Annotated in this window: 23 protein-coding genes; 11 read left to right on the top strand and 12 right to left on the bottom strand. The window is 67.9% G+C overall.

Annotated elements, in window-relative coordinates; all coding sequences use genetic code 11:
* The 3 genes from ACIA76_RS15410 to ACIA76_RS15400 are packed head-to-tail and all read right to left on the bottom strand — an operon-like array spanning nucleotide 1 to nucleotide 2,007.
* Entirely contained in the window at nucleotides 1-660 is a 660-nt protein-coding gene (locus ACIA76_RS15410) for a histidine phosphatase family protein (RefSeq protein ID WP_397152417.1), read from the bottom strand.
* On the bottom strand, nucleotides 657-1,577 hold the full coding sequence (gene pheA / locus ACIA76_RS15405; protein WP_397152416.1) for a prephenate dehydratase: 921 nt from the start codon (nucleotides 1,575-1,577) through the stop codon (nucleotides 657-659). The genes ACIA76_RS15410 and pheA overlap by 4 nt, the downstream gene beginning before the upstream one ends.
* A 10-nt stretch (nucleotides 1,578-1,587) precedes the next feature.
* Nucleotides 1,588-2,007: a hypothetical protein gene (locus ACIA76_RS15400; RefSeq protein WP_397152415.1), complete on the bottom strand. Its 420-nt coding sequence runs from the start codon at nucleotides 2,005-2,007 to the stop codon at nucleotides 1,588-1,590.
* 104 nt (nucleotides 2,008-2,111) lie between these two features.
* Here ACIA76_RS15400 and ACIA76_RS15395 point away from each other — a divergent pair, with 104 nt between their 5' ends.
* The 5 genes from ACIA76_RS15395 to ACIA76_RS15375 all read left to right on the top strand — a co-directional run bounded on the left by ACIA76_RS15395 (nucleotide 2,112) and on the right by ACIA76_RS15375 (nucleotide 6,498).
* Nucleotides 2,112-2,873, top strand: a complete 762-nt coding sequence (locus tag ACIA76_RS15395; protein ID WP_397152414.1) for a DUF2470 domain-containing protein — start codon at nucleotides 2,112-2,114, stop codon at nucleotides 2,871-2,873.
* A gap of 48 nt (nucleotides 2,874-2,921) precedes the next feature.
* The gene (locus tag ACIA76_RS15390) at nucleotides 2,922-3,710 is read left to right on the top strand and encodes a CPBP family intramembrane glutamic endopeptidase (RefSeq protein WP_397152413.1); all 789 of its coding nucleotides are present in this window, start codon (nucleotides 2,922-2,924) and stop codon (nucleotides 3,708-3,710) included.
* A gap of 307 nt (nucleotides 3,711-4,017) precedes the next feature.
* Entirely contained in the window at nucleotides 4,018-5,316 is a 1,299-nt protein-coding gene (locus tag ACIA76_RS15385; protein WP_397152412.1) for an LCP family protein, read from the top strand.
* A gap of 10 nt (nucleotides 5,317-5,326) precedes the next feature.
* A complete protein-coding gene (locus ACIA76_RS15380) occupies nucleotides 5,327-5,866 on the top strand; it encodes a ferritin (RefSeq protein ID WP_397152411.1) in 540 nt (179 codons plus the stop codon).
* Between the two features lie 83 nt (nucleotides 5,867-5,949).
* A complete protein-coding gene (locus tag ACIA76_RS15375) occupies nucleotides 5,950-6,498 on the top strand; it encodes a ferritin (protein WP_397152587.1) in 549 nt (182 codons plus the stop codon).
* A 134-nt stretch (nucleotides 6,499-6,632) separates the two neighbouring features.
* Here ACIA76_RS15375 and ACIA76_RS15370 read toward each other — a convergent pair whose 3' ends face one another.
* The 4 genes from ACIA76_RS15370 to ACIA76_RS15355 are packed head-to-tail and all read right to left on the bottom strand — an operon-like array spanning nucleotide 6,633 to nucleotide 9,834.
* Nucleotides 6,633-7,556, bottom strand: a complete 924-nt coding sequence (locus ACIA76_RS15370; RefSeq protein WP_397152410.1) for a DUF5926 family protein — start codon at nucleotides 7,554-7,556, stop codon at nucleotides 6,633-6,635.
* A gap of 58 nt (nucleotides 7,557-7,614) precedes the next feature.
* Entirely contained in the window at nucleotides 7,615-8,382 is a 768-nt protein-coding gene (locus ACIA76_RS15365) for a glycerophosphodiester phosphodiesterase (protein ID WP_397152409.1), read from the bottom strand.
* Complete coding sequence (locus tag ACIA76_RS15360) at nucleotides 8,379-9,443, bottom strand: DUF4328 domain-containing protein (RefSeq protein ID WP_397152408.1); 1,065 nt, start codon at nucleotides 9,441-9,443, stop codon at nucleotides 8,379-8,381. The genes ACIA76_RS15365 and ACIA76_RS15360 overlap by 4 nt, the downstream gene beginning before the upstream one ends.
* Nucleotides 9,444-9,462: 19 nt before the next feature.
* Nucleotides 9,463-9,834 carry a rhodanese-like domain-containing protein gene (locus ACIA76_RS15355; RefSeq protein ID WP_397152407.1) on the bottom strand — a complete coding sequence of 124 codons (372 nt, stop codon included), beginning with the start codon at nucleotides 9,832-9,834 and terminating at the stop codon, nucleotides 9,463-9,465.
* A 449-nt stretch (nucleotides 9,835-10,283) separates the two neighbouring features.
* On the opposite strand from ACIA76_RS15355, the gene ACIA76_RS15350 reads away from it, so the two are divergent.
* Nucleotides 10,284-10,895 carry a hypothetical protein gene (locus ACIA76_RS15350; RefSeq protein ID WP_397152406.1) on the top strand — a complete coding sequence of 204 codons (612 nt, stop codon included), beginning with the start codon at nucleotides 10,284-10,286 and terminating at the stop codon, nucleotides 10,893-10,895.
* Nucleotides 10,896-11,017: 122 nt separating this feature from the next.
* Here ACIA76_RS15350 and msrA read toward each other — a convergent pair whose 3' ends face one another.
* Nucleotides 11,018-11,722 carry a peptide-methionine (S)-S-oxide reductase MsrA gene (msrA, locus tag ACIA76_RS15345; RefSeq protein WP_397152405.1) on the bottom strand — a complete coding sequence of 235 codons (705 nt, stop codon included), beginning with the start codon at nucleotides 11,720-11,722 and terminating at the stop codon, nucleotides 11,018-11,020.
* Between the two features lie 181 nt (nucleotides 11,723-11,903).
* Here msrA and ACIA76_RS15340 point away from each other — a divergent pair, with 181 nt between their 5' ends.
* The 3 genes from ACIA76_RS15340 to ACIA76_RS15330 all read left to right on the top strand — a co-directional run bounded on the left by ACIA76_RS15340 (nucleotide 11,904) and on the right by ACIA76_RS15330 (nucleotide 14,244).
* On the top strand, nucleotides 11,904-12,527 hold the full coding sequence (locus tag ACIA76_RS15340) for a superoxide dismutase (protein WP_397152404.1): 624 nt from the start codon (nucleotides 11,904-11,906) through the stop codon (nucleotides 12,525-12,527).
* 165 nt (nucleotides 12,528-12,692) lie between these two features.
* Nucleotides 12,693-13,220 (top strand): peptidase, encoded by a 528-nt coding sequence (locus tag ACIA76_RS15335; protein ID WP_397152403.1) that lies wholly within the window; start codon nucleotides 12,693-12,695, stop codon nucleotides 13,218-13,220.
* Nucleotides 13,221-13,539: 319 nt separating this feature from the next.
* The gene (locus tag ACIA76_RS15330) at nucleotides 13,540-14,244 is read left to right on the top strand and encodes a TMEM165/GDT1 family protein (RefSeq protein WP_397152402.1); all 705 of its coding nucleotides are present in this window, start codon (nucleotides 13,540-13,542) and stop codon (nucleotides 14,242-14,244) included.
* Here the strand turns inward: ACIA76_RS15330 and ACIA76_RS15325 are convergent.
* Nucleotides 14,241-14,879, bottom strand: coding sequence for a TetR/AcrR family transcriptional regulator (locus ACIA76_RS15325; RefSeq protein ID WP_397152401.1), 639 nt, complete (start codon nucleotides 14,877-14,879; stop codon nucleotides 14,241-14,243). The genes ACIA76_RS15330 and ACIA76_RS15325 overlap by 4 nt on opposite strands.
* 156 nt (nucleotides 14,880-15,035) lie before the next feature.
* Here ACIA76_RS15325 and ACIA76_RS15320 point away from each other — a divergent pair, with 156 nt between their 5' ends.
* Complete coding sequence (locus ACIA76_RS15320) at nucleotides 15,036-15,803, top strand: SDR family NAD(P)-dependent oxidoreductase (protein WP_397152400.1); 768 nt, start codon at nucleotides 15,036-15,038, stop codon at nucleotides 15,801-15,803.
* Between the two features lie 115 nt (nucleotides 15,804-15,918).
* Here ACIA76_RS15320 and ACIA76_RS15315 read toward each other — a convergent pair whose 3' ends face one another.
* The 3 genes from ACIA76_RS15315 to ACIA76_RS15305 form a co-directional block, all read right to left on the bottom strand.
* Nucleotides 15,919-16,119, bottom strand: a complete 201-nt coding sequence (locus ACIA76_RS15315; protein ID WP_397152399.1) for a cold-shock protein — start codon at nucleotides 16,117-16,119, stop codon at nucleotides 15,919-15,921.
* 222 nt (nucleotides 16,120-16,341) lie between these two features.
* Nucleotides 16,342-18,300 (bottom strand): molecular chaperone HtpG, encoded by a 1,959-nt coding sequence (gene htpG, locus ACIA76_RS15310; RefSeq protein ID WP_397152398.1) that lies wholly within the window; start codon nucleotides 18,298-18,300, stop codon nucleotides 16,342-16,344.
* Nucleotides 18,293-19,936: a TM0106 family RecB-like putative nuclease gene (locus tag ACIA76_RS15305; RefSeq protein ID WP_397152586.1), complete on the bottom strand. Its 1,644-nt coding sequence runs from the start codon at nucleotides 19,934-19,936 to the stop codon at nucleotides 18,293-18,295. Before ACIA76_RS15305 ends, htpG begins: the two co-directional genes overlap by 8 nt.
* 316 nt (nucleotides 19,937-20,252) lie before the next feature.
* Between ACIA76_RS15305 and ACIA76_RS15300 the strand changes: the two genes are divergently transcribed.
* Nucleotides 20,253-20,897, top strand: coding sequence for a DUF6474 family protein (locus ACIA76_RS15300; protein ID WP_397152585.1), 645 nt, complete (start codon nucleotides 20,253-20,255; stop codon nucleotides 20,895-20,897).
* Nucleotides 20,898-20,952 lie beyond the last annotated feature (55 nt).

Here is a 20,952-nt window from a genome sequence, read left to right as displayed (position 1 = left end):
TCACCCCATCGGATCGTCGGCGGTCGGCTCGACCTCGTAGCCGAACGGGGGCGTATAGCGCCCCCACCGCAGGCAGTCCCAGCCACCGTCGGCCCGCGGCGCGAGCTCGATCGTCTCGGTGTTGTCGAGGTGATTGTTCGTCGTGAACGGCGGGGCCACCCCGCTCATCGCCCGCGCGGCCAACCGCATCGCCGCACCGTGACTGACCAGCAGGATATCCCCGTTCACATCGTTGCTCAGATAGGTGTCCCGAAGCTGTTCCAGCACCGGCAGATACCGGTCCAGCACCTCGGTGCCGGATTCGCCGCCGGGCGTGCGCTCGTCCAGATCGCCGAGATGCCATGCGCGGTAGATCCGCTGGAACTGCCGATGCGCCGCATCGGAACTCAGCCCCTCCAGCTCACCGACCTGAACCTCGTAGAGGCCATCGAGCACCTGCGCGGGCACCCCGGTGACCGCCTCGATATGGCTCGCGGTCTGCCGGGCCCGCAACGCATCCGAGCTGAACAACCGACGCGGTGGCGCCGCCAGATTCGCGGCGAACGATTTCGCCTGCGCCACACCGCGTTCGGTGAGCGGTAGGCCCGGCACCCGGGTGTCGAGCATCTTCGCGACATTGCCCTCGGTTTCGCCGTGCCGCACCAGAATCAGTCTGCTCACAGGTCGGCCACCCCCTTCTTCAGGTCTTCCAGCCAGGCGGCGGCCGGTTCGTCCGGCGGTGGCGTGGAACCGCTCGGCGAGCTCGCCGGCCAGGAGCCCAGGTAGCGGATCCGACCGGCCGTGCGGTGCAGCGCCTTCAGCGCCTCGGCGACGGCGGTGTCGTCGATATGGCCGACGCAGTCCAGATAGAAACGATAGGTGCCCATGCCCGTTCGCGTGGGCCGAGATTCGATACGGGTGAGATCGACTCCGCGCGCGGCGAATTCGGCGAATGCCCGCATGAGCGACCCCGGTTCGTTCGCGAGTTCCAGAATCACCAGCGAGGTGCGATCGGCCCCGGTCCGCGGCGGGGCCGCGCACGGCCTGGTCACCAGCACGAATCGAGTGGTCGCCTGATCGTGGTCGGCCACGCCCGAGGCCAGCGTCGCCAGCCCCAGCCGCTGCCCGGCCAGGGTGGTGGATACGGCCGCGTCGGCGTGACCGTTCGCCACATCCTCGGCCGCGGCGGCATTGGAGGCCGAGGTGTAGAGCCGGGCCCGAGGCAGCCGGTGCGCCAACCACATCCGCACCTGGGCCGCCGCGACCGGATAGGCCGCGATGACGTTCACCTCCGACAGCTCGATACCCGGCCGGGCGACGATCGTGAACGCCACATCGAGTTCGGCCTCGGCCACGATCTGCAGCCGGGGGCCGATCGCGAGCGCGTCCAGCGTGGCGGAGATGGAACCCTCGATGGAACTCTCGATCGGGACGACGGCGCCATCGACCTCACCGGCCCGGATCAGTTCGAGCGCATCGCCCTGACTGGGCGCGGCGATCCGTTCCACCGGCCCGTCGAAGGCGGCGGCGGACTCGAGTTTGGCGAGGGCCATCTCGGTGAAGGTTCCCGACGGCCCGAAATAGGCGATACGCGGCACGGATACGAGGTTACTGCGTGAGAACGGCCAGGCTCGCGGCCACGACCTCGGGTGCCGATGTCTCCACCGCCAGCAACACCTCGCGCAGCGCGGCGACGGCCGGAGCCCGGAGCGCGCGCAGGAATGCGATATCGGGTGCGGTCAGCGCGGCGCGAATGTCCTCACCGCACAGGGCGGCCACGGTGGCGGCGACGACAGCCAGCGCCCGCTCGCCCGAATCGGTGCGGACCACGAAACCGGTATCGGCGTGAGCGATGCTCGCGAGGAAGGCGGCGATCCGCTCGTCCGGCGCGGCCGGATCGAGCACCGGGACGTCCGGGATGGTGGCGACGGGCCGGATCAGGCCGTCCACCAGGTCGGCGGGCTGTGGGACCGGCATGCCCAACGACAGGGGAACCGGTCCGGAAACGGAAGTCGAATCGTGCGGCACGGTTTCCACCGTAGCGATTGCAATGCTTGCGCAAGCGGCGTTCGTCACTTAGCTTAGGTTTACCTAATTCCCATTCGGTACGGATTGCCCCACGGAGGTACTGCATGCGCCGCCCGTCCACGACCGTCGCGCCGACGACCGCCGAGCGGGTGCGTAGCGCCTGTGCCCACGCCGATCAGGCGATGCTCGCGCTGCCCGGCACCGATCCGGTCCGCACCCCTGTCCATCACCTCCGTGCCTGCGGCGATGCCGTGGTCACGGTCGCGCTCGGCTCGGCCGCGATCCATGCGGCCGCCGAGCCGGCCGGATCCCCGGCCGTCCTGGAACTGACCGATCACACGCCGCTGGCCCTGCGCGAACCGGTGCGCGCGCTGGTCTGGTTGCGCGGCCGGGTACACGCGGTCCCCGATTACGCCCAGCGGGCACTGGCCACCGAGGTGGCCAAGGAGAATCCGCATCCGGATCTACTCGACGTCGGCCACACCACGACCGTGCTGCGGCTGGTGCTCGACTCCGCGGTCGTCGCCGATTCCGGTGGCGCCGCATCGGTCTGCCGAGGCGAGTTACGCGAGGCCCGCCCCGACCCGTTCTGGGAACTCGAGTCGGCCTGGTTGCAGCATATGGATTCCGACCATGCCGATGTGATCGCCCAACTCGCCCGCCACCTCCCGGTGCGGCTGCGCAGCGGTTCGGTCCGCCCCCTGGCCATCGATCGCTACGGGGTGACCCTGCGCGTCGAGGGCCCGGAGGGCGACCACGATGTCCGGCTGTCCTTCGACTCCCCCGTCGACGACGTCCAATCCCTCAGCAAGGCCGTCCGCATCCTCGCCGGCTGCCCGTTCCTGCACGGCACCCGCCGGATCTGACAGCGCGACGGGCACGGGGTGGCCCGGTGGCCGCATAGATTGGCGGCCATGGTTTCTCCCGCCGAATCGGCGCCCCCGTGGCCCGCCTCCGATCGACAGCGTTTCGCCCTCCGGGTCGAGATTCTCCTCGTGCTGGTCGTGACCTTCGGGCTCAGCGGGGCGAGCGCGGCCCTGTCGCTGATCGAGAGCGCGCTGTCCCCGGGCGGGGTCGGCGGGCAGACGGTGGCGTTGAATCCGTCGCGGGCCGCGCAGTCGACGATCGATCTGCTGTATCAGTTGCTGAGCGTCGCGCGGCTGATGGGCTGGGGTGCGCTGGGGCTGTACCTGTTGTGGCGCAGCGGGTTCGGGCCGCGGGTGGTCGGCCTCGCACGAATCAGGTTGCGCGGCGATGTGCTGCCCGGACTGGCGCTGGCCGCGGTGATCGGGCTGCCGGGTCTGGGGCTGTATCTGATCGCGCACGCACTCGGGATGAGTGTGACCATCGTGCCGAGCTCGCTCGCCGATCACTGGTGGCGTCTACCCGTATTGATCCTGTCGGCGCTGGCGAACGCGGTCGCCGAGGAAATCGTGGTGGTGGCCTATCTGCTCACCCGCCTGCGGGCGCTGGGCTGGTCGTCGAATCGGTCGCTGTTCGCCTCGGCGCTGCTGCGCGGCAGCTATCACCTCTACCAGGGCCTGGGCGGCGGACTCGGAAATCTGGTGATGGGCATCGTCTTCGGCCGGTTCTGGCAGCGCACCGATCGCCTCTGGCCGCTCGTGCTGGCGCACGCGACGATCGACACCGTGGCCTACGTGGGTTACACCCTGCTGCACGGTCACGTCTCCTGGTTGCCGTAACCGCTGTCTCGAGGTGAACCGAAAGGCCGTGGTTTATCGCGGCCGCTCTCTCGAGGTGAACCGAAAGGTCATGGTCCACCGCGGCCGCTCTCTTGAGACGAAACCGAAAGCCATGGTCCACCGTGACCGCCGTCTCGGGATGAACCGCGAGGCCATGGTTTATCGTGACCGCGATCTCGGGATGAACCGCAAGGTCGTGGTTTGCCGTGACCGCGATCTCGAGATGAATCGGAAGGCCGTGGTTTGCCGTGACTGCTATCGAATCGAGATGAACCCGAAGGCCGCCCGGATCAGTAGCATCACGGTGATGAACGGCGACGACCCCCGGCAGGACCCGCGGACGCGCCGGGTACCGCCGCCGGCCGGACCCGGACCGCACCGCCCACCGCCCCCGCAACGACCACTCGGCGACGAACCCGGCCGCATCGAACCGACCCAGGTCATCCGGCGCGGTGGACCCCCGGGACAACCCGGCGAACCCCTGGCCTGGTCACAGGTCCCTCCGACCCGTAACGCCCCGCCGACGTATGCCCCGACCCAGCGGCCGACCCCCTATCGCGAGGCGCCGCCGCCGCCCCGCCGGGGCGATATCCCACCGCGCGGACCGGGCGACCGGCCCGCGCGCGGTACGGGCGGGCGTCCGCCGCGCCCGCGCCGCAAACGGCACTGGGGCCGTTGGCTATTGCTCCTGCTGGTGATACTCCTGGCCACACCGATCGCCGCCACCATCTATCTGGACCGATCGCTCAATCGCATCCCCGTCCTCGCCGACTACTCCGGCCGGGTCGGGCAGACGGGCGGAACCAATTGGCTGCTGGCCGGATCCGACAGCCGCGTGGGTCTGACCCCGGCTCAGGAGCGCGAGCTGTCGACCGGCGATGAGGCCGATGCGGGCGGTGAGCGCAGCGACACGATGATGCTGGTCCACATCCCCAAATCGGGCCCGACCACGATCGTCAGCCTGCCCCGCGATTCCTATGTGCCGATTCCGGGCATCGGCCGCGACAAGCTCAACGCCGCCTTCTCGGCCGGCGGCCCGAAGCTGTTGGTGCAGACCGTGGAAACAGCGACCGGCCTGCGCATCGACCATTTCGCCAAGATCGGTTTCGGCGGTTTCGCGAGCATGGTCGACGCGCTGGGCGGCATCGATATGTGCCTGCCCGCTCCGATCGACGACCCACTGGCCGGAATCAATCTGCCCGCCGGCTGTCAGCATCTGACCGGACCGCAGGCACTCGGCTTCGTCCGCACCCGCGCCACGGCCCGAGCGGATCTGGACCGGATGAACAATCAGCGGCTGTTCCTGTCGGCGCTGCTGAAGAAGGCGACCAGCGCGGGCACCCTGGCCAATCCGTTCAAGGCCTGGCCGCTGGCCACGGGATTGGTCGATTCGCTGCAGGTCGACAACGGCGACCACATCTGGGATCTGGCCAGGCTCGGCTGGGCGCTGCACAGCGATACGGTGGCGACGACCGTCCCGATAGGCGGCTTCGAGGACGTCTCCGGCAGCGGCAACGTGCTGCTGTGGGACAAGGCCAAGGCGGCCAAGTTCTTCGAGGCCCTGGCCGCGGACCAACCGATCCCGGACGATCTGCTGACAAGGTAACGTCGGAACCATGTCCGATCGGCCCTTCCCCGACCTGCTCCGCGATCAGATCCGGCACGAGTTCACCGCCGCCCAGCAATATCTGGCGGCCGCGGTGTATTTCGACGCGCTGCGGCTGCCGCGACTGGCCCAGGTGTCCTACGACGGCGCCGACGATAAGCGGGCCCATGCGCTGCGCATGGTGCAGTATCTGCTCGATCGCGATCTCGAGGTGTGGGTCGGCGGCCTGGACGAGGTGATCTCGACCTTCGAATCGCCGCGCGCCGCATTGGAATTCCTGCTGCTCCACGAGCAGCGGCTGACCGAACAGATCACCACGCTCGCCCGCACCGCCCGCGAATCCAATGATTACCTGGGCGAGCAATTCACCCAATGGTTCCTCGAGGACCAGGTCACCGAGGTAGCCCGGACGAAGACCCTCCTGGCCGTGTACGAACGCGCCGAAGGAAATCTGTTCGATGTCGAGCAGTTCATCGCGCGGGAGTTACGCGTGCCGCCGAAACCGGATGCCGCTACCCCGAGAATTGCTGGGGCAGCGCGAATTCGATAAGGCAAGTGTTGCCTTAGTTAGTATTACCTCGATAAGGGTGCACTTGGATGACAGCCCCTATTTTCGAGGCTAATCTCGTGCGCATGTCCAGCCACCCCGAAACCCCACGCAGCAAGTTCCACTCCCTGCTTCACGATCAGATCCGGCATGAATTCAATGCCGAACACCAGTACATCGCGATCGCAGTGTGGTTCGACAATGCCGATCTGCCGGTGCTGGCGAAACATTTCTACAAGCAGGGGATCGAGGAACGCAATCACGCGATGATGATCGTGCAGTACTTCCTCGACCGGGACATGTCCGTGGAACTCGCGACCATCGACGGCGCCAAGTCGAAGTTCGAGAACGCCCGCGAACCGATCGCGCTGGCGTTGCAGCAGGAGAAGACGGTCACCGATCAGATCGTCCAGCTGGCCAGCACCGCCCGCGAAGAGGGCGACTACCTGGGCGAGCAGTTTATGCAGTGGTTCCTCAAGGAGCAGGTCGAGGAGGTCGCGCGGATGAATACGCTGCTGACCGTCGCCGACCGCGCCGGAGCCAACATGTTCGATCTGGAGAACTTCATCTCCCGCGAGATGAGCAGCCCCAGCGACACCTCGGGCGCGCCCTCGGCGGCCGGTGGATCCATCTGATCACTGCGCAGCGGTAAGAGCTCGGCTCCGGGTTTCGGAGCCGAGCTTTCGCGTTATCGGGGGCGAATAGAGATCAATTCACCCGCATTCCGAGATGCGATTTTCCAGAAAGCTTCTCAGCGAAATTCGCCGACTTATCGCAGGGTGACCTGACGTGAGCGCAGACCGTCGCGCGACCGCCGCTCATCGGAGGTCAGCGGGGTATCCGTGGCCAGCGCCTGGGCCAAACGCGCACCGAATTCCTGTGCCGGAGCGATCCATTCACTCGCATGCCGCTCGCGATCGAGATCGAAGACCGGGACCAGCAGCCCGTGGGTGCGGAACGATCCGGCGAAGCGCGAGCCCTCGCCCAGATGCAGGCCACCGACCGCATGGACGCGGGCCAGCGCCAGCATGAGCGCGTCCTCGTCCTCGGGGCGGACCCAGCGCAGATGCGCCTTCTCCCCGGCATCCACCCACCACGCGGCGCCCACCACATCGCCGCCCAGCTCGAGCCGGTCCGACGGCATGATCGCCTGATTGGCCTGTTCGATGGTCGCGGCCACCTGCGGATCGGGGGTCACACCCTCGGGCACCCACCAGTTGAAGTTCTGATGCACGGTCAGATCCAGGCTCGCGCCCGGATCGATGACCTCGGTCAGGGCCGGGCCGGCGCCCTCGGAATCGGCTGCGGCGGACAGCGAGTCGCCCGGATCGGCGGACTGCGTCCACAGCACGGCCGCCGCCAGATCGGCGCCCGGATGCGCGGACTGGAACTGCGTCTGCGCGCCGACGAATCCGGTCGGCTCATCGCCCGCCCGCACCAGCGCGGACACCGCGCCGGGCAAGACGGTGGCGAGGGTGACCGGTCGCTCGGCGGCCACGCCGGAGGCCAGCTTCAGCGTCGCGGTCGCCGACGGCACGAACTCTCGGAGCGCGACCAGATCGCATTCGGCGGCCAGCCCGGCGAACGGGCGCGTGACGACCTGGGCAGCCTGCTGCTGTACGGCTCTGCGCTCGGCGAGACGCTGGGCCCGATTGCTGTCGGGCTTGGGACTGTTGCGCTTGCTCTTACCCACGAACGCTGAACCTACAGTGTCGTCGGCACCAACGGACGTAGGGGCGCGGCAAGGTAATTCAGACGCTCGAGAGAACCGCCTTGGTGCGACCCGGGTGATTGGTGGCGATCCAACTCACGCCCAGATCGGCGCACAGCTGCACATCCTCCGGGTCGTCGACGGTCCAGCAATAGGTGGCCCGGCCCGCCGCGGCGGCCTTGTCGACCAGATCCGGATGGTCGCGCAGAGTCTTCACCGAGGGACCCACCGCGGTCGCGCCGACGGTCGTCGCGGCGCTGCCGCCGAGATAACGGGAGGACTCGCCGAGCAGCACGGTCGGCAGCAGCGGCGCCGCGCGCCGGATCCGCCATACCGCGGTCGCGGCGAACGACATCACCACGGCCCGGGAATGATCGGCCGAGGCCGGCGCGGCGATGCCGAAGCGCTGGAGCTCGGCGAGCACCTTCGCCTCCACCAGCGCGCCGTAGCGCACCGGATGTTTGGTCTCGATGAACAGTTTGGTCGGACGACTGCGCCAATCCAGCACCAGCGTGATCAACTCGCTGAGGGTGAGCACGGCGGCGGGCGCGCCCTCGGCGCCGAAATCCAACTCCCGCAACTCGTCCAGGGTCATCTCGCTGACCAGTCCGGTGCCCGACGAGGTCCGGTCGACCGTGCGGTCGTGCACGCACACCAGATGGCCGTCGCGGGTCAGCCGCACATCGCATTCCACGCCATCGGCGCCTTCCTGCAACGCCAGCTCGTAGGCGGCCACTGTGTGTTCCGGGCGCGTTCCCGACGCGCCCCGGTGCGCGACCACGAACGGCGCGCGACTACCCCGGCTCACTTCGCCATGACCTCCTCCTGCTCGGACTCCGGCGCGGGCGCCGCATCCGTTCCGACATCATTCCCGACGGCGGAATCGGATGCGCGCTCGGCGGACTCCGCGACCGGGCGCACCGGTTCGATCACCGGCTCGACCGGACCCGAGGCCGCGATCCATCGCTTCGGCATCCGACGGCGGCCGCGCAGGTCAAGGCCCTCGCACAGCCGCACCACCCACAGCGACAGCACCGCGACCGCCGCCGCGACCAGATCGGTGTACACGGTGAACATCACACCGTCGGCCTGTGCCTGCAGCGTCCGGGCGAAGCGCCAGCACACCGCGGCCACGACCATCACACCGTTCAGCAGCCAGACACACCACCAGATGCGCACCGCGCGCAGCAGCCGGGGATCGCCGCCGTGCCGCGCGGCCAGTTCGGTCAGGAACACACCCGGCCAGAGCAGATTGACGACGGGAATCAGACAGCCGCACAACAGCATTCGCAGCGATCGTGGATCCTGTCGTCCGGCCCGCGCATAGGCCGCGCGCCGGGCCCGCACCAGCCAGCCCACCGCGGCCACCGCACTCATCAGCGCGAATGCCGCGGCCAGCCCGGCCATCAGGAATACCGACGCATCGGAGACGAACAGCAGCGCGGGATGGATCAGCCGAGTTCGATTGCGCAGCAGGATGAGATAACGGCCCACCTCGGCGAGGGCCGCCGCCGCGAACAGCACGGCCGTGGTCATGAGCAGTCCGGCGACGCGGTCGGTGAATCCGGCCAGCCGCGAATGCGGGACGGGCGCGGGTTGTGGTGGCGCATCGCGCAGGCCCCAGCGCGGCGTCTGGAGGTAATGCGGGGTGGCCGAATCACGCCGGGGCGCAGGGCGTGTCGCGCGGCCGTCGCGGGGGCGGCGGCCGGGCGCCCGGGCGACCCAGCGATAGTTGCGGCGCTCCGGGGGCGCGTCGACCGGGGCCGGGGAGAGCAGGACACCGCGGCAGCGCGGGCACCAGTGCATCGGGTTGCCCCGCACCGCCCACCGCGCACCGCAGCGGGCGCAGGGCTGTACGACCGTGCTCACCGCGAACCTCCGCCTTCCATCAGTAGATCTTGGCCTCGTGGTCGCCCTCGGCGGTCAGCGGCCGGCCGGACTTCTGCCAGGCCACCATCCCGCCCACGACGTTGAAGGCGTCGAATCCGACATGGGTCAGATACTGCACGACCTGCATGGACCGGCCGCCCTGCCGGCAGATCACATAGATCTCGCGGTCGTAGTCCAGCTCGTCGACGCGCGCGGGCACATCGGTCATCGGAATATGCAGGGCGCCGGGCGCATGCCCGAGCCGCCACTCGTCGTCCTCGCGGACATCGAGGAGTAGGGCCGGGGCGGCGCTCGACTCGCGGCCCGCCGCCGTATCGAATTCGGCAGGCACGGCCACCACCGGCACCGACGGGATTTCGGGGCTCGTCACGGTTTCGATCCTGCCACGGGCACCGGACGGGCGGGGAGTTCCCCGACCGACCCGTGGTCTGTTTTGACCCCTAAATACCCGAAGCGCGCCTGCCGCATCCCCCACCTGTGCATATGCCCAGCCCAGTTATCCACATAATCCACAACCTGATCCACAGGTCGCGCGGCACGGACCAATCGGTCGTATATGAATTCTCGGAACAATCCGGACGCCTGGCAGGCGGCGACCAATCCGGAACACCCCTCCTGATCCCGGAGCGGCCGCCCACCTGCCGTACGCGGGCGCTCGCCGCCTGGTCGAACACGTATCCGAGACCGGCGGCGAGGCCCGACACCTACTTGGACGGCACCTCATCCGGTTCGGTTCCCATCGCGCGCGAAAAAAACGACAAACTTTGCCCAGAAATCGAAATCTCGGGTCCTTGCAGGCAGTATCGGTAGCCTGGGCCCATGGACGCGAGCAGGGGGTTAGTGGACGCATTGGATACGACAGGTCTGAACACAGCATTGGCCGAGGCCACATGCCTCGCCGTGACGGCCGATCCCGCGGCCGCACGATTTCACCTCGAGCTGGAGGTGCTCACCCAACCGACGGATGGCGCCGCACCCCAGGAGAGCCGGGTGCATCTGACGCTGACCGGTGTCAGCCGGATCGCCGCCTCGCTACGCGTGCAGAATTGGGACGATATCCAGCCCACGGTCTTCCCGCTCACCGTCGAGGGGCTGCACGACGCGATCGCCAGCTTCGGCGGAAGTGCGCTGCACGGCTGGGAATTCATCGATGTCGACGACAGCAGCTGGTCGCTGTGGCGCGAACTGCTCAGCTTCGACACCACCGTGAGCGACCGCCCGGCGACTCACGTCCTGGAGTTCTCGCAGCAGGAAGGCGTCGATCCGCGCGAACTCGACGTGCGGGTCTGGTTCGAGAACATCGAGATCGAGACCATCGACGGCCGCCCCATCGCACCGGCCGATTTCATCTCGGGCGGTCAGCGCTGGTGGAAGTCGCACGATTCCTGCGATCCGCGCACGATGCTGCCGGACGTCGCGCCGCCGATGTAGCCCGGCGAAGAGCACGCCGGGCCCTGAGGAAAGGAAACGCCGCCGGGCCCTGAGGAAGGGAAACGCTGCCGGGCCCCTGGGAAGGGAAACGCCATCGGGCCCAGGGAAAACGCCCCGGGGCCCTAAGAGGCAGGGGTCGTACAGCTGACGCCCGTGGCGTGCACGGGACAGTAGCCGCCCGGATTCTTGGCCAGGTACTGCTGGTGGTACCCCTCGGCATAGAAGAATCCGGGCGGAGTCGACTTGGGATAGGCCATGATCGGGGCCGGAACCACGGTGATCTCGGTGGTGATCTCGCCGTATCCGGCCGCGGTCAGGCGCTGCTGATAGGCCGCGGCCGTCTCGTGCGCCGCGCGCAGCTGATCCTCGTCGAGGGCGAAGATCGCCGAACGGTATTGCGTGCCACGGTCGTTGCCCTGACGCATGCCCTGGGTCGGATTGTGGTCCTCCCAGAAGTGCTCGAGCACACCGCGATAGTCGAGGACCTCGGGATCGAACACCACGAGCACCGATTCGGTATGTCCGGTCCGGCCGGAACACACCTCCTCGTAGGTCGGGTGTGGGGTGTATCCGCCCATATAACCGACCGCGGTCGTATGGACCCCGTCGAGTTCCCAGAAGCCCTTCTCCGCGCTCCAGAAGCAGCCCATCGCGACCACCGCGAGCCGCATGCCATCGGGGAAGGGTGGTCCGAGCGGATGGCCGGTCACGTAGTGGATCTTCGGCACGGAGATCGGATCGGCCCGTCCGGGCAGGGCCTGCTCGGGCGTCACCATGGCCGGCGGCGGAAGCCGCAGCCGCCCGGCCAAATCGTCGAGCCACGACATGGTGTCGATGCTACGCGCGAGCCGAACCCGATCGTTTCGGGTCCGCGCGGCGGGAGACTCGCGGGGTATTGGAATCAGGGGGGATCGAACCCGGTTGCAACCCAGCGGGTGTACGAATGATGGTTGGGTGCGCCGGACAACTCGGGGCGCACACGGCCCGAAATCATGAGGAAGGGACATCGTGGCTGAGTACACGCTGCCAGATCTGGATTACGACTACGGCGCCCTGGAGCCGCATATCTCCGGGCAGATCAACGAGCTGCACCACTCCAAGCATCACGCGGCCTATGTCGCCGGTGCCAACGCGGCGCTCGAGAAGCTCGAGGCCGCACGCGAGTCCGGTGATCACGGCGCGATCTTCCTGCACGAGAAGAACCTGGCCTTCCACCTCGGTGGGCATGTGAACCACTCCATCTGGTGGAAGAACCTGTCGCCCAACGGCGGTGACAAGCCGGTCGGCGAGCTGGCCGCCGCGATCGACGATCAGTTCGGCTCGTTCGACAAGTTCCGCGGGCAGTTCACCGCGGCCGCCAACGGCCTGCAGGGCTCCGGCTGGGCCGTCCTGGGTTACGACACCCTGGGCCAGAAGCTGCTCACGTTCCAGCTGTACGACCAGCAGGCCAACGTGCCGCTGGGCATCATCCCGCTGCTGCAGGTCGACATGTGGGAGCACGCCTTCTACCTGCAGTACAAGAATGTCAAGGCGGACTACGTCAAGGCGTTCTGGAACGTGGTCAACTGGGCCGACGTCCAGGATCGCTTCGCGCGCGCCGTCTCGCAGGGCAAGGGCCTCGTCTTCGGCTGAGGATGACCGCCTTTCCGGGCCCGCGAACCCTCGTGGTTCGCGGGCCCGTTCGTGTTTCGGGCCTGTTACCTGGGAATTGGCACTCTCTGGTACTTGTGTGCCAGACATTGTTTGCGTCATTCTCGGGTACTCAGGGCATATGTCCGGGCTTGCGGGAGGCACCTGATGCGCAGCAACGATCACGTCGGCGTCACGCCGTTCCAATCGCGCGGTTCGCTGCGGGGTTTCGTCATCTCCGGCCGGTGGCCCGACACCACCAAGGAATGGGCGCAGCTGCTGGCGCTGGCCGTGCGGGTCGCCAGCCTGCCGGGCCTGCTGTCCACCACGACGGTATTCGGCGCCCGCGAGGAGCTGCCCGACGATCCGGCGCCCGGCACGGTCGGCCTGGTGCTGGCCGAGGGGCCGGTGCTCGGCGCGGCGGCCCTGGCGCCCGGCAGATTTGCCGCCCATGTGCCGCCGGCGCTCATGATGTTGCATCCGCCCTCGGAAACCCGGCCGTCACTGCCGGAGTGCACGGGCGCGGCCTCGGGCTGCGTATTGCTGCCCGGCGTACCGCATCTGGGCCTCGAACATCGCGCCGCCTGGGTGGAGGCCGAGCTGGACGGGACGGTCACCTCGATGGTCAGCCGGGTCGGCGTAGATCCGAGCAGCGATCCCGACACCGCGATTCTGGCCATGCTGCTGGCCGCGTGACGGGCCGCCTGCCGGGTTCTCGAGGGTTACCGAAACCTTTGGCATGGTATCCCAAACTTATTGCGCGCATTGCCATTTCGGCGATATCGACTTTGCGTACGGCGAACGCCCAGGGTAGGGTGGGCAACAGCGAAGGGGAGTAGCCCCCAATCGTGTGGTCGACATACTGATCCGTGATCCGGATCCGGCCAGGCGAACCGGTTCCATCCGGTGGGCGAGACCTTCGGCCGATGACAACACCAACCGATCACTCGGATGCGTTGTCGGCTGAAGGCATCCGTCTTCGGCCGACAGGCCGAAGACCTGGGAGCCGTTTTTCATGATCGCCACGATATTGCTGAGCTTCGGCGTGCTCTTCCTCGCCGAACTGGGCGATAAGTCGCAGCTGATGGCATTGACCTTCGCGCTGCGCTATCGCTGGTGGGTCGTCCTGTCCGGCATCGCGGTCGCGAGTGTCGCGGTCAATCTGATCGCGGTGGCCGTCGGCCATTTCCTGGGCGCGGCCCTGCCCACGAATCTGATCGCCCTGATCACCGCCGTCATCCTGCTCGGCGTAGGCGTGTGGACGCTGCGTGAGGTCCACTCCCCCGAGGCGGAGACCGAACAGCCGCGCCACGCCGTCGCGCCGAATTCGGGTCGCGCGCTGTTCGTGGTGATCTCGGCCTTCCTGCTCGCCGAACTCGGCGACCGGACCATGTTCGCCACCATCGCCCTCGCCTCCCAGCACGGCTGGTTCGGCGTCTGGCTGGGTTCGGTCGTGGGCATGGTCGCCGCGGGCGGACTGGCCATCGCCATCGGCATCACGGTCGGCAAGCACATCCCCGAGCGCGCCATCGCGCTCGGCTCCGGGCTGCTGTTCCTCTACATCGGTGCGGCCACGCTGCTGTCGACGTTCGAAATGGGGCGCGTCGCCGAGATGGGTCTGGCCGCCGTGGCGCCGCTCGCCGCGGGTCTGATCCTCTGGCTGCTACGCCGCCGCGACAACCGGGTCGATCCCGCGCCGAGTCTGACCGAACAGCACTAGATCTCGGCCGAACCGTACAGCGGTCCGCCGCGGCGGACCATGGCCGCGAGCGGTTCGCGCAGGGCGCGCAGGCCGTCCAGATCCTCGGCGGCGACGCGGGCGGTGACCAGGCCGCTGATCGCGGCGACCAGGGTCTGGCAGGCGAAGCGCTGATCCTCGGTCGTCGCGCCCAGGGCCTCCCACAGCAGCGCCGCGAACGAATCCTGCAGCGCCATGCGGCGGGCGATCGCCGTCGATCCCGCGGCGTAGACCTCCACCAGGAACAGCCGCGCATAGGCCGGTTCGCCGGCCACGCCCTCCAGATAGGCGCGCAGGAGGATGTCCAGCCGCTCAGAGGCCGAATCCGATTGTGCCTGAGCGGTTTCGGTGAGCCGCGTGAGCAGCAGCTCCGCCGCGCGCTCGTAGGCGGCCTCGAAACAGTCCTCCTTGGAACGGAATTGCTCGTAGAAGGTCTCCCGCGATACCCGGGCCCGCTTGATGATCATCGCGACCGATGTCTTCACATAACCGTTTTCGGCCATCACCTCGGCCATCGCGTCCAGGATGCGGGCACGCTGGGATCGCACCACCGCCTCGCGGGGCAGGCCGTGGCGGCCACGGGGCAGTTGGTGGACGGTGAGGGCCGGCTCCGGCATGCGGCAACTCCGTTGTCAGCGATCGACACATGTTTCGGCCGCTCCATTCTGCGCCGAATCGCCCATCCCCCGACCGATCTGCCCAGAACGCCGGTTAGGGTGCGTAACGACGGAAGGCCAGCGAAGGGCCGTCACGAACGAGAGGACCATAACACCGTGGAGATTTCGGGCTCCGCCGCAATCATCACCGGCGCTGCGTCCGGTCTGGGCGCCGCGACCGCCAAGCGCTTCGCCGACCTGGGGGCCACCGTTTTCGGACTGGACCTGCAGCAGTCGATCGAGCGCGCGGGCGATAGCGTCCCCGCCGGTGTCACCCTGCTTCCTACCGACGTCACCAGCAACGACGAGGTGGCGGCCGCGGTCGCCACGGTCGTCGAGTCGGGCGTCCCGCCGCGCATCGTCGTCAACTGCGCCGGTGTCGGCTGGGCGGGTCGCATCCTGTCCAAAAACGGGCCGCACGATCTGGAGCTGTTCCGCACGGTCATCACCGTGAACCTGCTGGGCAGTTTCAACGTCATGCGCCTGGCCGCCGACGCCATCGCCAAGACCGAGCCGGTCGACGAGTACGGCCAGCGCGGTGTCGTCGTCAACACCGCGTCGGTGGCGGCCTTCGAAGGTCAGATCGGCCAGATCGCCTACTCGGCCTCCAAGGGCGGTGTCGCCGGTATGACCATTCCGGCCGCGCGCGATCTGGCGCAGTTCGGCATCCGCGTCAACACCATCGCCCCCGGCATCATCGATACCCCGATGCTGGCCGGCGTCACCGCGGAGTACCGCAAGGGCCTCGAGGCGGGTGTGCCGTTCCCGTCGCGCCTGGGCCGCCCCGACGAGTACGCCCAGCTCGCGCAGTACATCGTCGAGCACGACTATCTCAACGGCGAGACCATCCGCATGGACGGCGCCCTGCGCATGGCCCCGCGGTAGCCGGACCGATCCGGCCGTCGCCGGGCGAATCCACAGGACCGCCCGGCGCAGGCTCGTCCAGACAACGAAGGCCCGCACCGATCGGTGCGGGCCTTCGTCAGGTCTGCGTCGCCTATCAGATGGCGCGAACGCCCGAGGCCTGCGGGCCCTTCTTGCCCTGGGTGATCTCGAAGGTGACCGCCTGGCCCTCCTCGAGGCCGCGGTAGCCGCTGCCGTCGATCTCCGAGTAGTGCACGAACACGTCCGGCCCGCCCTCATGGGCGATGAAGCCGTAGCCCTTTTCCGAGTTGAACCACTTCACGGTTCCCTGAACCATTGTCGTCTCCTGACGAGTTGTTACTTCGATCCCACGGTCGTGGGAGCGGGTCGCATCAGACGGCGACTTGCAACTTGCCTCGCAAGGAGAAAGCGACGCCCGCACAATGTTCCGCGCGAGCCTGAGTGGTACACGAACATGCTGAAAACTGCGACCCTCCTGTTTAACGCATGCCCCCGCGGGGAGTTCCCGCGGGGGTGCGCAAATATGAGCCGGATCACATCACAGGGTGGCGGTCAGGTGCTCGGCCAGGATCTTCGCGAAATGCGCGGGATCCTTCAGCTCGCCACCCTCGGCGAGAACCGCGGTGCCGTACAGCAGTTCCGCGGTCGCGCTGAGGTCGTCGGCCTTACCCGCGTCGGCGTCCTCCTTCTTCGCCGCGTAGGCGTCGCGCAGGCCGGTGACCAGGGCGTGGTCCGGATTGAGCTCCAGGATCCGCTTGGTCTCCGGCAGTGCCTGGCCCGAGGCCCGGTACATGCGCTCCAGCTGCGGGGTGAAGTCGAACGCGTCGCCGACGATGCAGGCCGGGGAGGTCGTCAGCCGGGAGCTCAGCCGGACCTCCTTGACGCTGTCGGACAGCGTCTGCTCCAGCCACTTCAGCACATCGCCGAAATCCTTGCTCTGCTGTTCGCGCAGCTGCTCGGACGCCTTCTTCTCGTCCTCGGACTCCAGATCGACCTCGCCCTTGGCGATGGACTGGAACTGCTTGCCCTCGAACTCCGGCACCGAGCCGACCCACATCTCGTCGACCGGATCGGTGAGGATCAGCACCTCCCGCTCCTTGGCCAGGAAGGCCTCCAGATGCGGCGAGTTCTCGATCTGCTGCCGGGATTCGCCGGTCATGTAGTAGATCTGGTCCTGGCCCTCGGGCATCCGCTCGATGTACTCGGCGAGCGTGGTCGGTTCGTCCGTCGAATGCGTGGACGGGAACGACGAGACCTTCAGGATGGTTTCGCGGTTGTCGGAGTCCGACAGCAGACCCTCCTTGAGGACGCGGCCGAACTCCTTCCAGAACGTCTGGTACTTCGACTTGTCCTCGGCGCCCTGCAGATCCTTCACGGTGGACAGCACCTTGCGCACCAGCCGCTTGCGGATCATCTGGATCTGCCGGTCCTGCTGCAGGATCTCGCGAGAGACGTTGAGCGACAGGTCCTGCGCGTCCACCACACCCTTGACGAAGCGCAGATACTCCGGCATCAGCTCCTCGCAGTTGTCCATGATGAACACCCGGCGCACATACAGCTGCACGCCGCGCTTGTGCTCGCGCATGAACAGATCGAAGGGCGCGCTCGTCGGAATGAACAGCAGCGCTTGATATTCGAAGGTGCCCTCGGCCTTGAGCGGGATGATCTCCAGCGGATCGTCCCAGGCGTGGCCGATGTGCTTGTAGAACTCCTTGTACTCCTCCTCGGAGACCTCGCTGCGCGGGCGCGTCCACAACGCCTTCTGCGAGTTGAGGGTCTGTTCCTCGAGGATCGTCTTGTCCTGCTTGTCCTCGCCCTCACCCTCGGTGATCGTGCGCTCCACCGGCATGCGGATGGGCCAGGCGATGAAATCGGAGTACTTCTTGACGATCTCGCGGAGCTTCCACTCCTGGGTGTAGTCGAAGAGGTGATCCTCCTCGTCGGCGGGCTTCAGATGTACCGACACCGAGGTGCCCTGTGGTGCGTCCTCGACGGTCTCGATGGCGTAGGTCGGGCTGCCCGCGGTGGATTCCCATCGGGTGCCGGTGGGCTCGCCCGCCTTGCGGGTCGTCAGCGTGACCCGATCCCCCACCATGAACGTCGAGTAGAAGCCGATACCGAACTGGCCGATCAGCTCCTCGGCGGCCGCCTCGGACTTGGCCTCGTTGAGCTGACGGCGCAGCTGGGCCGTGCCGGATTTGGCCAGGGTGCCGATCAGATCGATGACTTCGGACCGGGCCATGCCGATGCCGTTGTCGCGTACGGTCACGATCCGGTTGTCGCGGTCGACCTCCAGCTCGATGTGCAGATCGGAGGTATCGACCTCGAGGTCCTTGTCCCGGAACGACTCCAGCCGCAGCTTGTCCAGTGCGTCGGAGGCGTTCGAGATCAGTTCGCGCAGGAAGATGTCCTTATTCGAATAGACCGAGTGGATCATCAGTTCCAGGAGCTGATGGGTTTCGGCCTGAAACTCGAGTTGTTCGGCGTGCTCAGTCACGTTCAGATATTACGAAACCCGGACCTCGGAAGTCCGCCATACCCGGAACCTCGGTATCCGCGCTGGGTGCGCCCGGTGTTCTCGGGTCCATCCAGTCGCGCAGCACCTTGGTCGCGCGGACATCGTCCTCGTTGTACTCGAACAGCCGGATCCGCTGGCTCTGATCGGGTTCGCCGTCGTAGCCGACGGCGGCGCGATACCAGCTCATCGACGCCTCACCGCCGGCCTCGGGATCGCGCCAGGAGAATCCGGCCACCGGCGCGATCTTCTTCAGGCCCTTGCCGCCCGGGCAGATGAACTGCTCCGAGACGGCCTGGAACATGTCGACCCACTGCGGGCCGTCGACGAAGTCGCGAATCTGCGCCTCGGTCGGCACGCCCGGCATACCCGCGAATCGGCGGGCCGACTCGTAGAGCCACTTGTCCTCGGCCGTGCGCGAATAGCAATAGGCCGCAAAGGTTTTCCCGGCGGTGGTCGCCTCGGCGCGCACCCCCATCAGCCAGGCCCAGAATTCGGCGAACGAGCGGGCCTCATCGGCGGTGGGCAGCGGATCCCAGGTGACGAACGGGCGGTACACCCCATCCAGCAGCGTGCCCCACAGATAGGCGCCGAATTCCTGGAAGCTCTCCAGATCGACGTCGACCTCCACATCGGCGCGCTGCACCCGCACCCGCTCGACGCGGCGGACCAGCGGCGCCCCGGAGATCCAGGCGCGGGCGGTGACCACTGCCTCGGCGAACGGTTCGTACTGCCAGTCGTCCGGATCGTCGCCCGACCAGCCGGCCAGATCCTCCACCGTCTCCACGCCGTGGCGGCGCAGCAGTTCGGCGCGCGAGCCCGGGGCGACGAGGCTGATATCGCGATGGTCGACCAGCCAGCGCTCACAGCTGGGCTCCTCGGGGGTGGCCGAGCGCGACCACCACGGGCACTGCCGGCATTCGGGGACCTTGGACGGCACGGTCGGCAGTTCGCCGCGCACGACGGCGATCCGGTCGGCGTAGCGGCGGTCGTAGTCGTCGAGCAGCGGGCCCAGGTCGTGCACCAGGATGCGGTCGAAGTGGTAGCCGATCGCCCCGCCGACCAGTGCCGGACTGGCCAGGCCGTGCCGCTGCAACATGCGGTAGAGATGGGCCAGGCGCTGTTGGTCGCGCGGCTGAGTGCGGATGCGAACATGCTTGTCCGGCCGCGGCTTCCAGCGGTACAGGTCCGAGGTGAGCGGATGGAAATCGGCGGGATCGGGCTGACGGGGATCGGTGACCTTGTGATTGACCACGATGACCGGGATGTAGCCGCCGCGATCCTCGTCGCGCAGCAGGATCTCCACGCCGCCGCGCCGGCCGGTATCGGGCTCCTGCGGTAGCAGCGCGCCCCAGATGCGCGGCGTCGCCTCGGCGCAGGCGCGCATGGTCGCCGCAGCCCGCTCGGCCGCCGGACGCGTCGGATCGATGATCACCCACTGCTGCGGGGCCGCCTCGACGAGCGTGTCGCGCACCCGATGCCGATGCGCCGCGGCCGCCTCGCGCCGCTGTTGGACCCCCGCGTCCTCGCGCACCCCGGACAACACCCCGGGATGGGTCGCCTCGAGATGTAACCGATGCCGGCAGCCGATCAGCGACCGCGCGTCGACGTAGGCCACCCGCTCGACTTCGCCTGCGGCAGCGGCATTCTCCGTGCCGTTCACAGGGGTGGCGCCGCGCCCGGCCGAGACCGGCTCGGGCGCGGCGGCCGTGGAGACCGCGGCCGCCCGCCGCTCGTCCCCGACACCGTCCCGCTCGCGACCGTCACGGTCGCCACTGCCCGAATACACGTAATGCAGTATGGCCCCCACCCCCGACAAGACCGTGAACCACACTGCACAGAGCGGTTGCGGATAGAGCGTGCCCTCGCAACGGCTCGGGCCGAACCGATATGGTTGGCGCAAACCGTGTGGCTCGATGACGGAGGCCTTTTCGATGGGGTTGTTCACCAAACGCAAGCGGCGCCCGGACCGCAAAGCCGAGGCGAAAGCCCTCAAGCACAAGGCGAAGCTGGAGGCCAAGCTGGGCGCGCGCAACGAGCGTCGGCGCGACCGCGCCGACGCCCGCAATCAGCGCGATGTGGCCAAACAACAGGTCGCGACGCTGAAGGCCGAGGAGAAGGCCGCGCTCAAGTCGGCCGAACGGGCGGAGCGCGAACTGTTCAGCGCCGGTCAGGTCAAGAAGTATCTCGGCGTGGCCCGGGTGCTGGTTCCGGTGCTGGCCCCGCTGGCGTATCGGGCGGCCACCTTCGTGCGCGGCCAGATCGACACCCGCCGCGCCCATCGCCTCGGCATCGGCCTCGAGCAGCTGAGCGATTTCGGCGGTCACGGCGGACGGCTGCAGGCCCGGATCGCGGGCGTCGAATCGACCCTCGCCGAACTCGAGGACCGCGCGGGCAAGGACGGCACGGAGACCAAGAAGTTCACCGTGGCCACCCGCGACCGCCTGGACAGCCTGAACGCCGCGATCCGTACGGCCGAGCAGATGCCGTCCCCGCGCCGGCGCGCGGTGCACGCCTCCATCTCCACCGAACTGTCCGGCATCGAGGCCGACCTGCTCGCCCGCCTCGGCGTACGATAATCGAATCATGCACCGCGGCAAGCCATCCCGATCGGTGAGCTGCGCGCCCACCCAG

The sequence above is a fragment of the Nocardia sp. NPDC051570 genome (assembly GCF_044454005.1).
Classification (GTDB): domain Bacteria; phylum Actinomycetota; class Actinomycetes; order Mycobacteriales; family Mycobacteriaceae; genus Nocardia.
The sequence above is the reverse complement of the archived record's forward strand: the minus strand, read 5'-3'. Positions and strand labels throughout refer to the sequence as shown.

Excerpts from the sequence above, each read along its gene's own strand:
- ACIA76_RS15375 (WP_397152587.1), top strand. The coding sequence starts at position 5,950 with ATGTCCAGCCACCCCGAAACCCCACGCAGCAAGTTCCACTCCCTGCTT.
- ACIA76_RS15385 (WP_397152412.1), top strand. The coding sequence starts at position 4,018 with ATGAACGGCGACGACCCCCGGCAGGACCCGCGGACGCGCCGGGTACCG.
- msrA (WP_397152405.1), bottom strand. The coding sequence starts at position 11,722 with ATGTCGTGGCTCGACGATTTGGCCGGGCGGCTGCGGCTTCCGCCGCCG.
- ACIA76_RS15325 (WP_397152401.1), bottom strand. The coding sequence starts at position 14,879 with ATGCCGGAGCCGGCCCTCACCGTCCACCAACTGCCCCGTGGCCGCCAC.
- ACIA76_RS15315 (WP_397152399.1), bottom strand. The coding sequence starts at position 16,119 with ATGGTTCAGGGAACCGTGAAGTGGTTCAACTCGGAAAAGGGCTACGGC.
- ACIA76_RS15395 (WP_397152414.1), top strand. The coding sequence starts at position 2,112 with ATGCGCCGCCCGTCCACGACCGTCGCGCCGACGACCGCCGAGCGGGTG.
- ACIA76_RS15380 (WP_397152411.1), top strand. The coding sequence starts at position 5,327 with ATGTCCGATCGGCCCTTCCCCGACCTGCTCCGCGATCAGATCCGGCAC.
- ACIA76_RS15300 (WP_397152585.1), top strand. The coding sequence starts at position 20,253 with ATGGGGTTGTTCACCAAACGCAAGCGGCGCCCGGACCGCAAAGCCGAG.
- ACIA76_RS15330 (WP_397152402.1), top strand. The coding sequence starts at position 13,540 with ATGATCGCCACGATATTGCTGAGCTTCGGCGTGCTCTTCCTCGCCGAA.
- ACIA76_RS15335 (WP_397152403.1), top strand. The coding sequence starts at position 12,693 with ATGCGCAGCAACGATCACGTCGGCGTCACGCCGTTCCAATCGCGCGGT.
- ACIA76_RS15390 (WP_397152413.1), top strand. The coding sequence starts at position 2,922 with ATGGTTTCTCCCGCCGAATCGGCGCCCCCGTGGCCCGCCTCCGATCGA.
- ACIA76_RS15350 (WP_397152406.1), top strand. The coding sequence starts at position 10,284 with ATGGACGCGAGCAGGGGGTTAGTGGACGCATTGGATACGACAGGTCTG.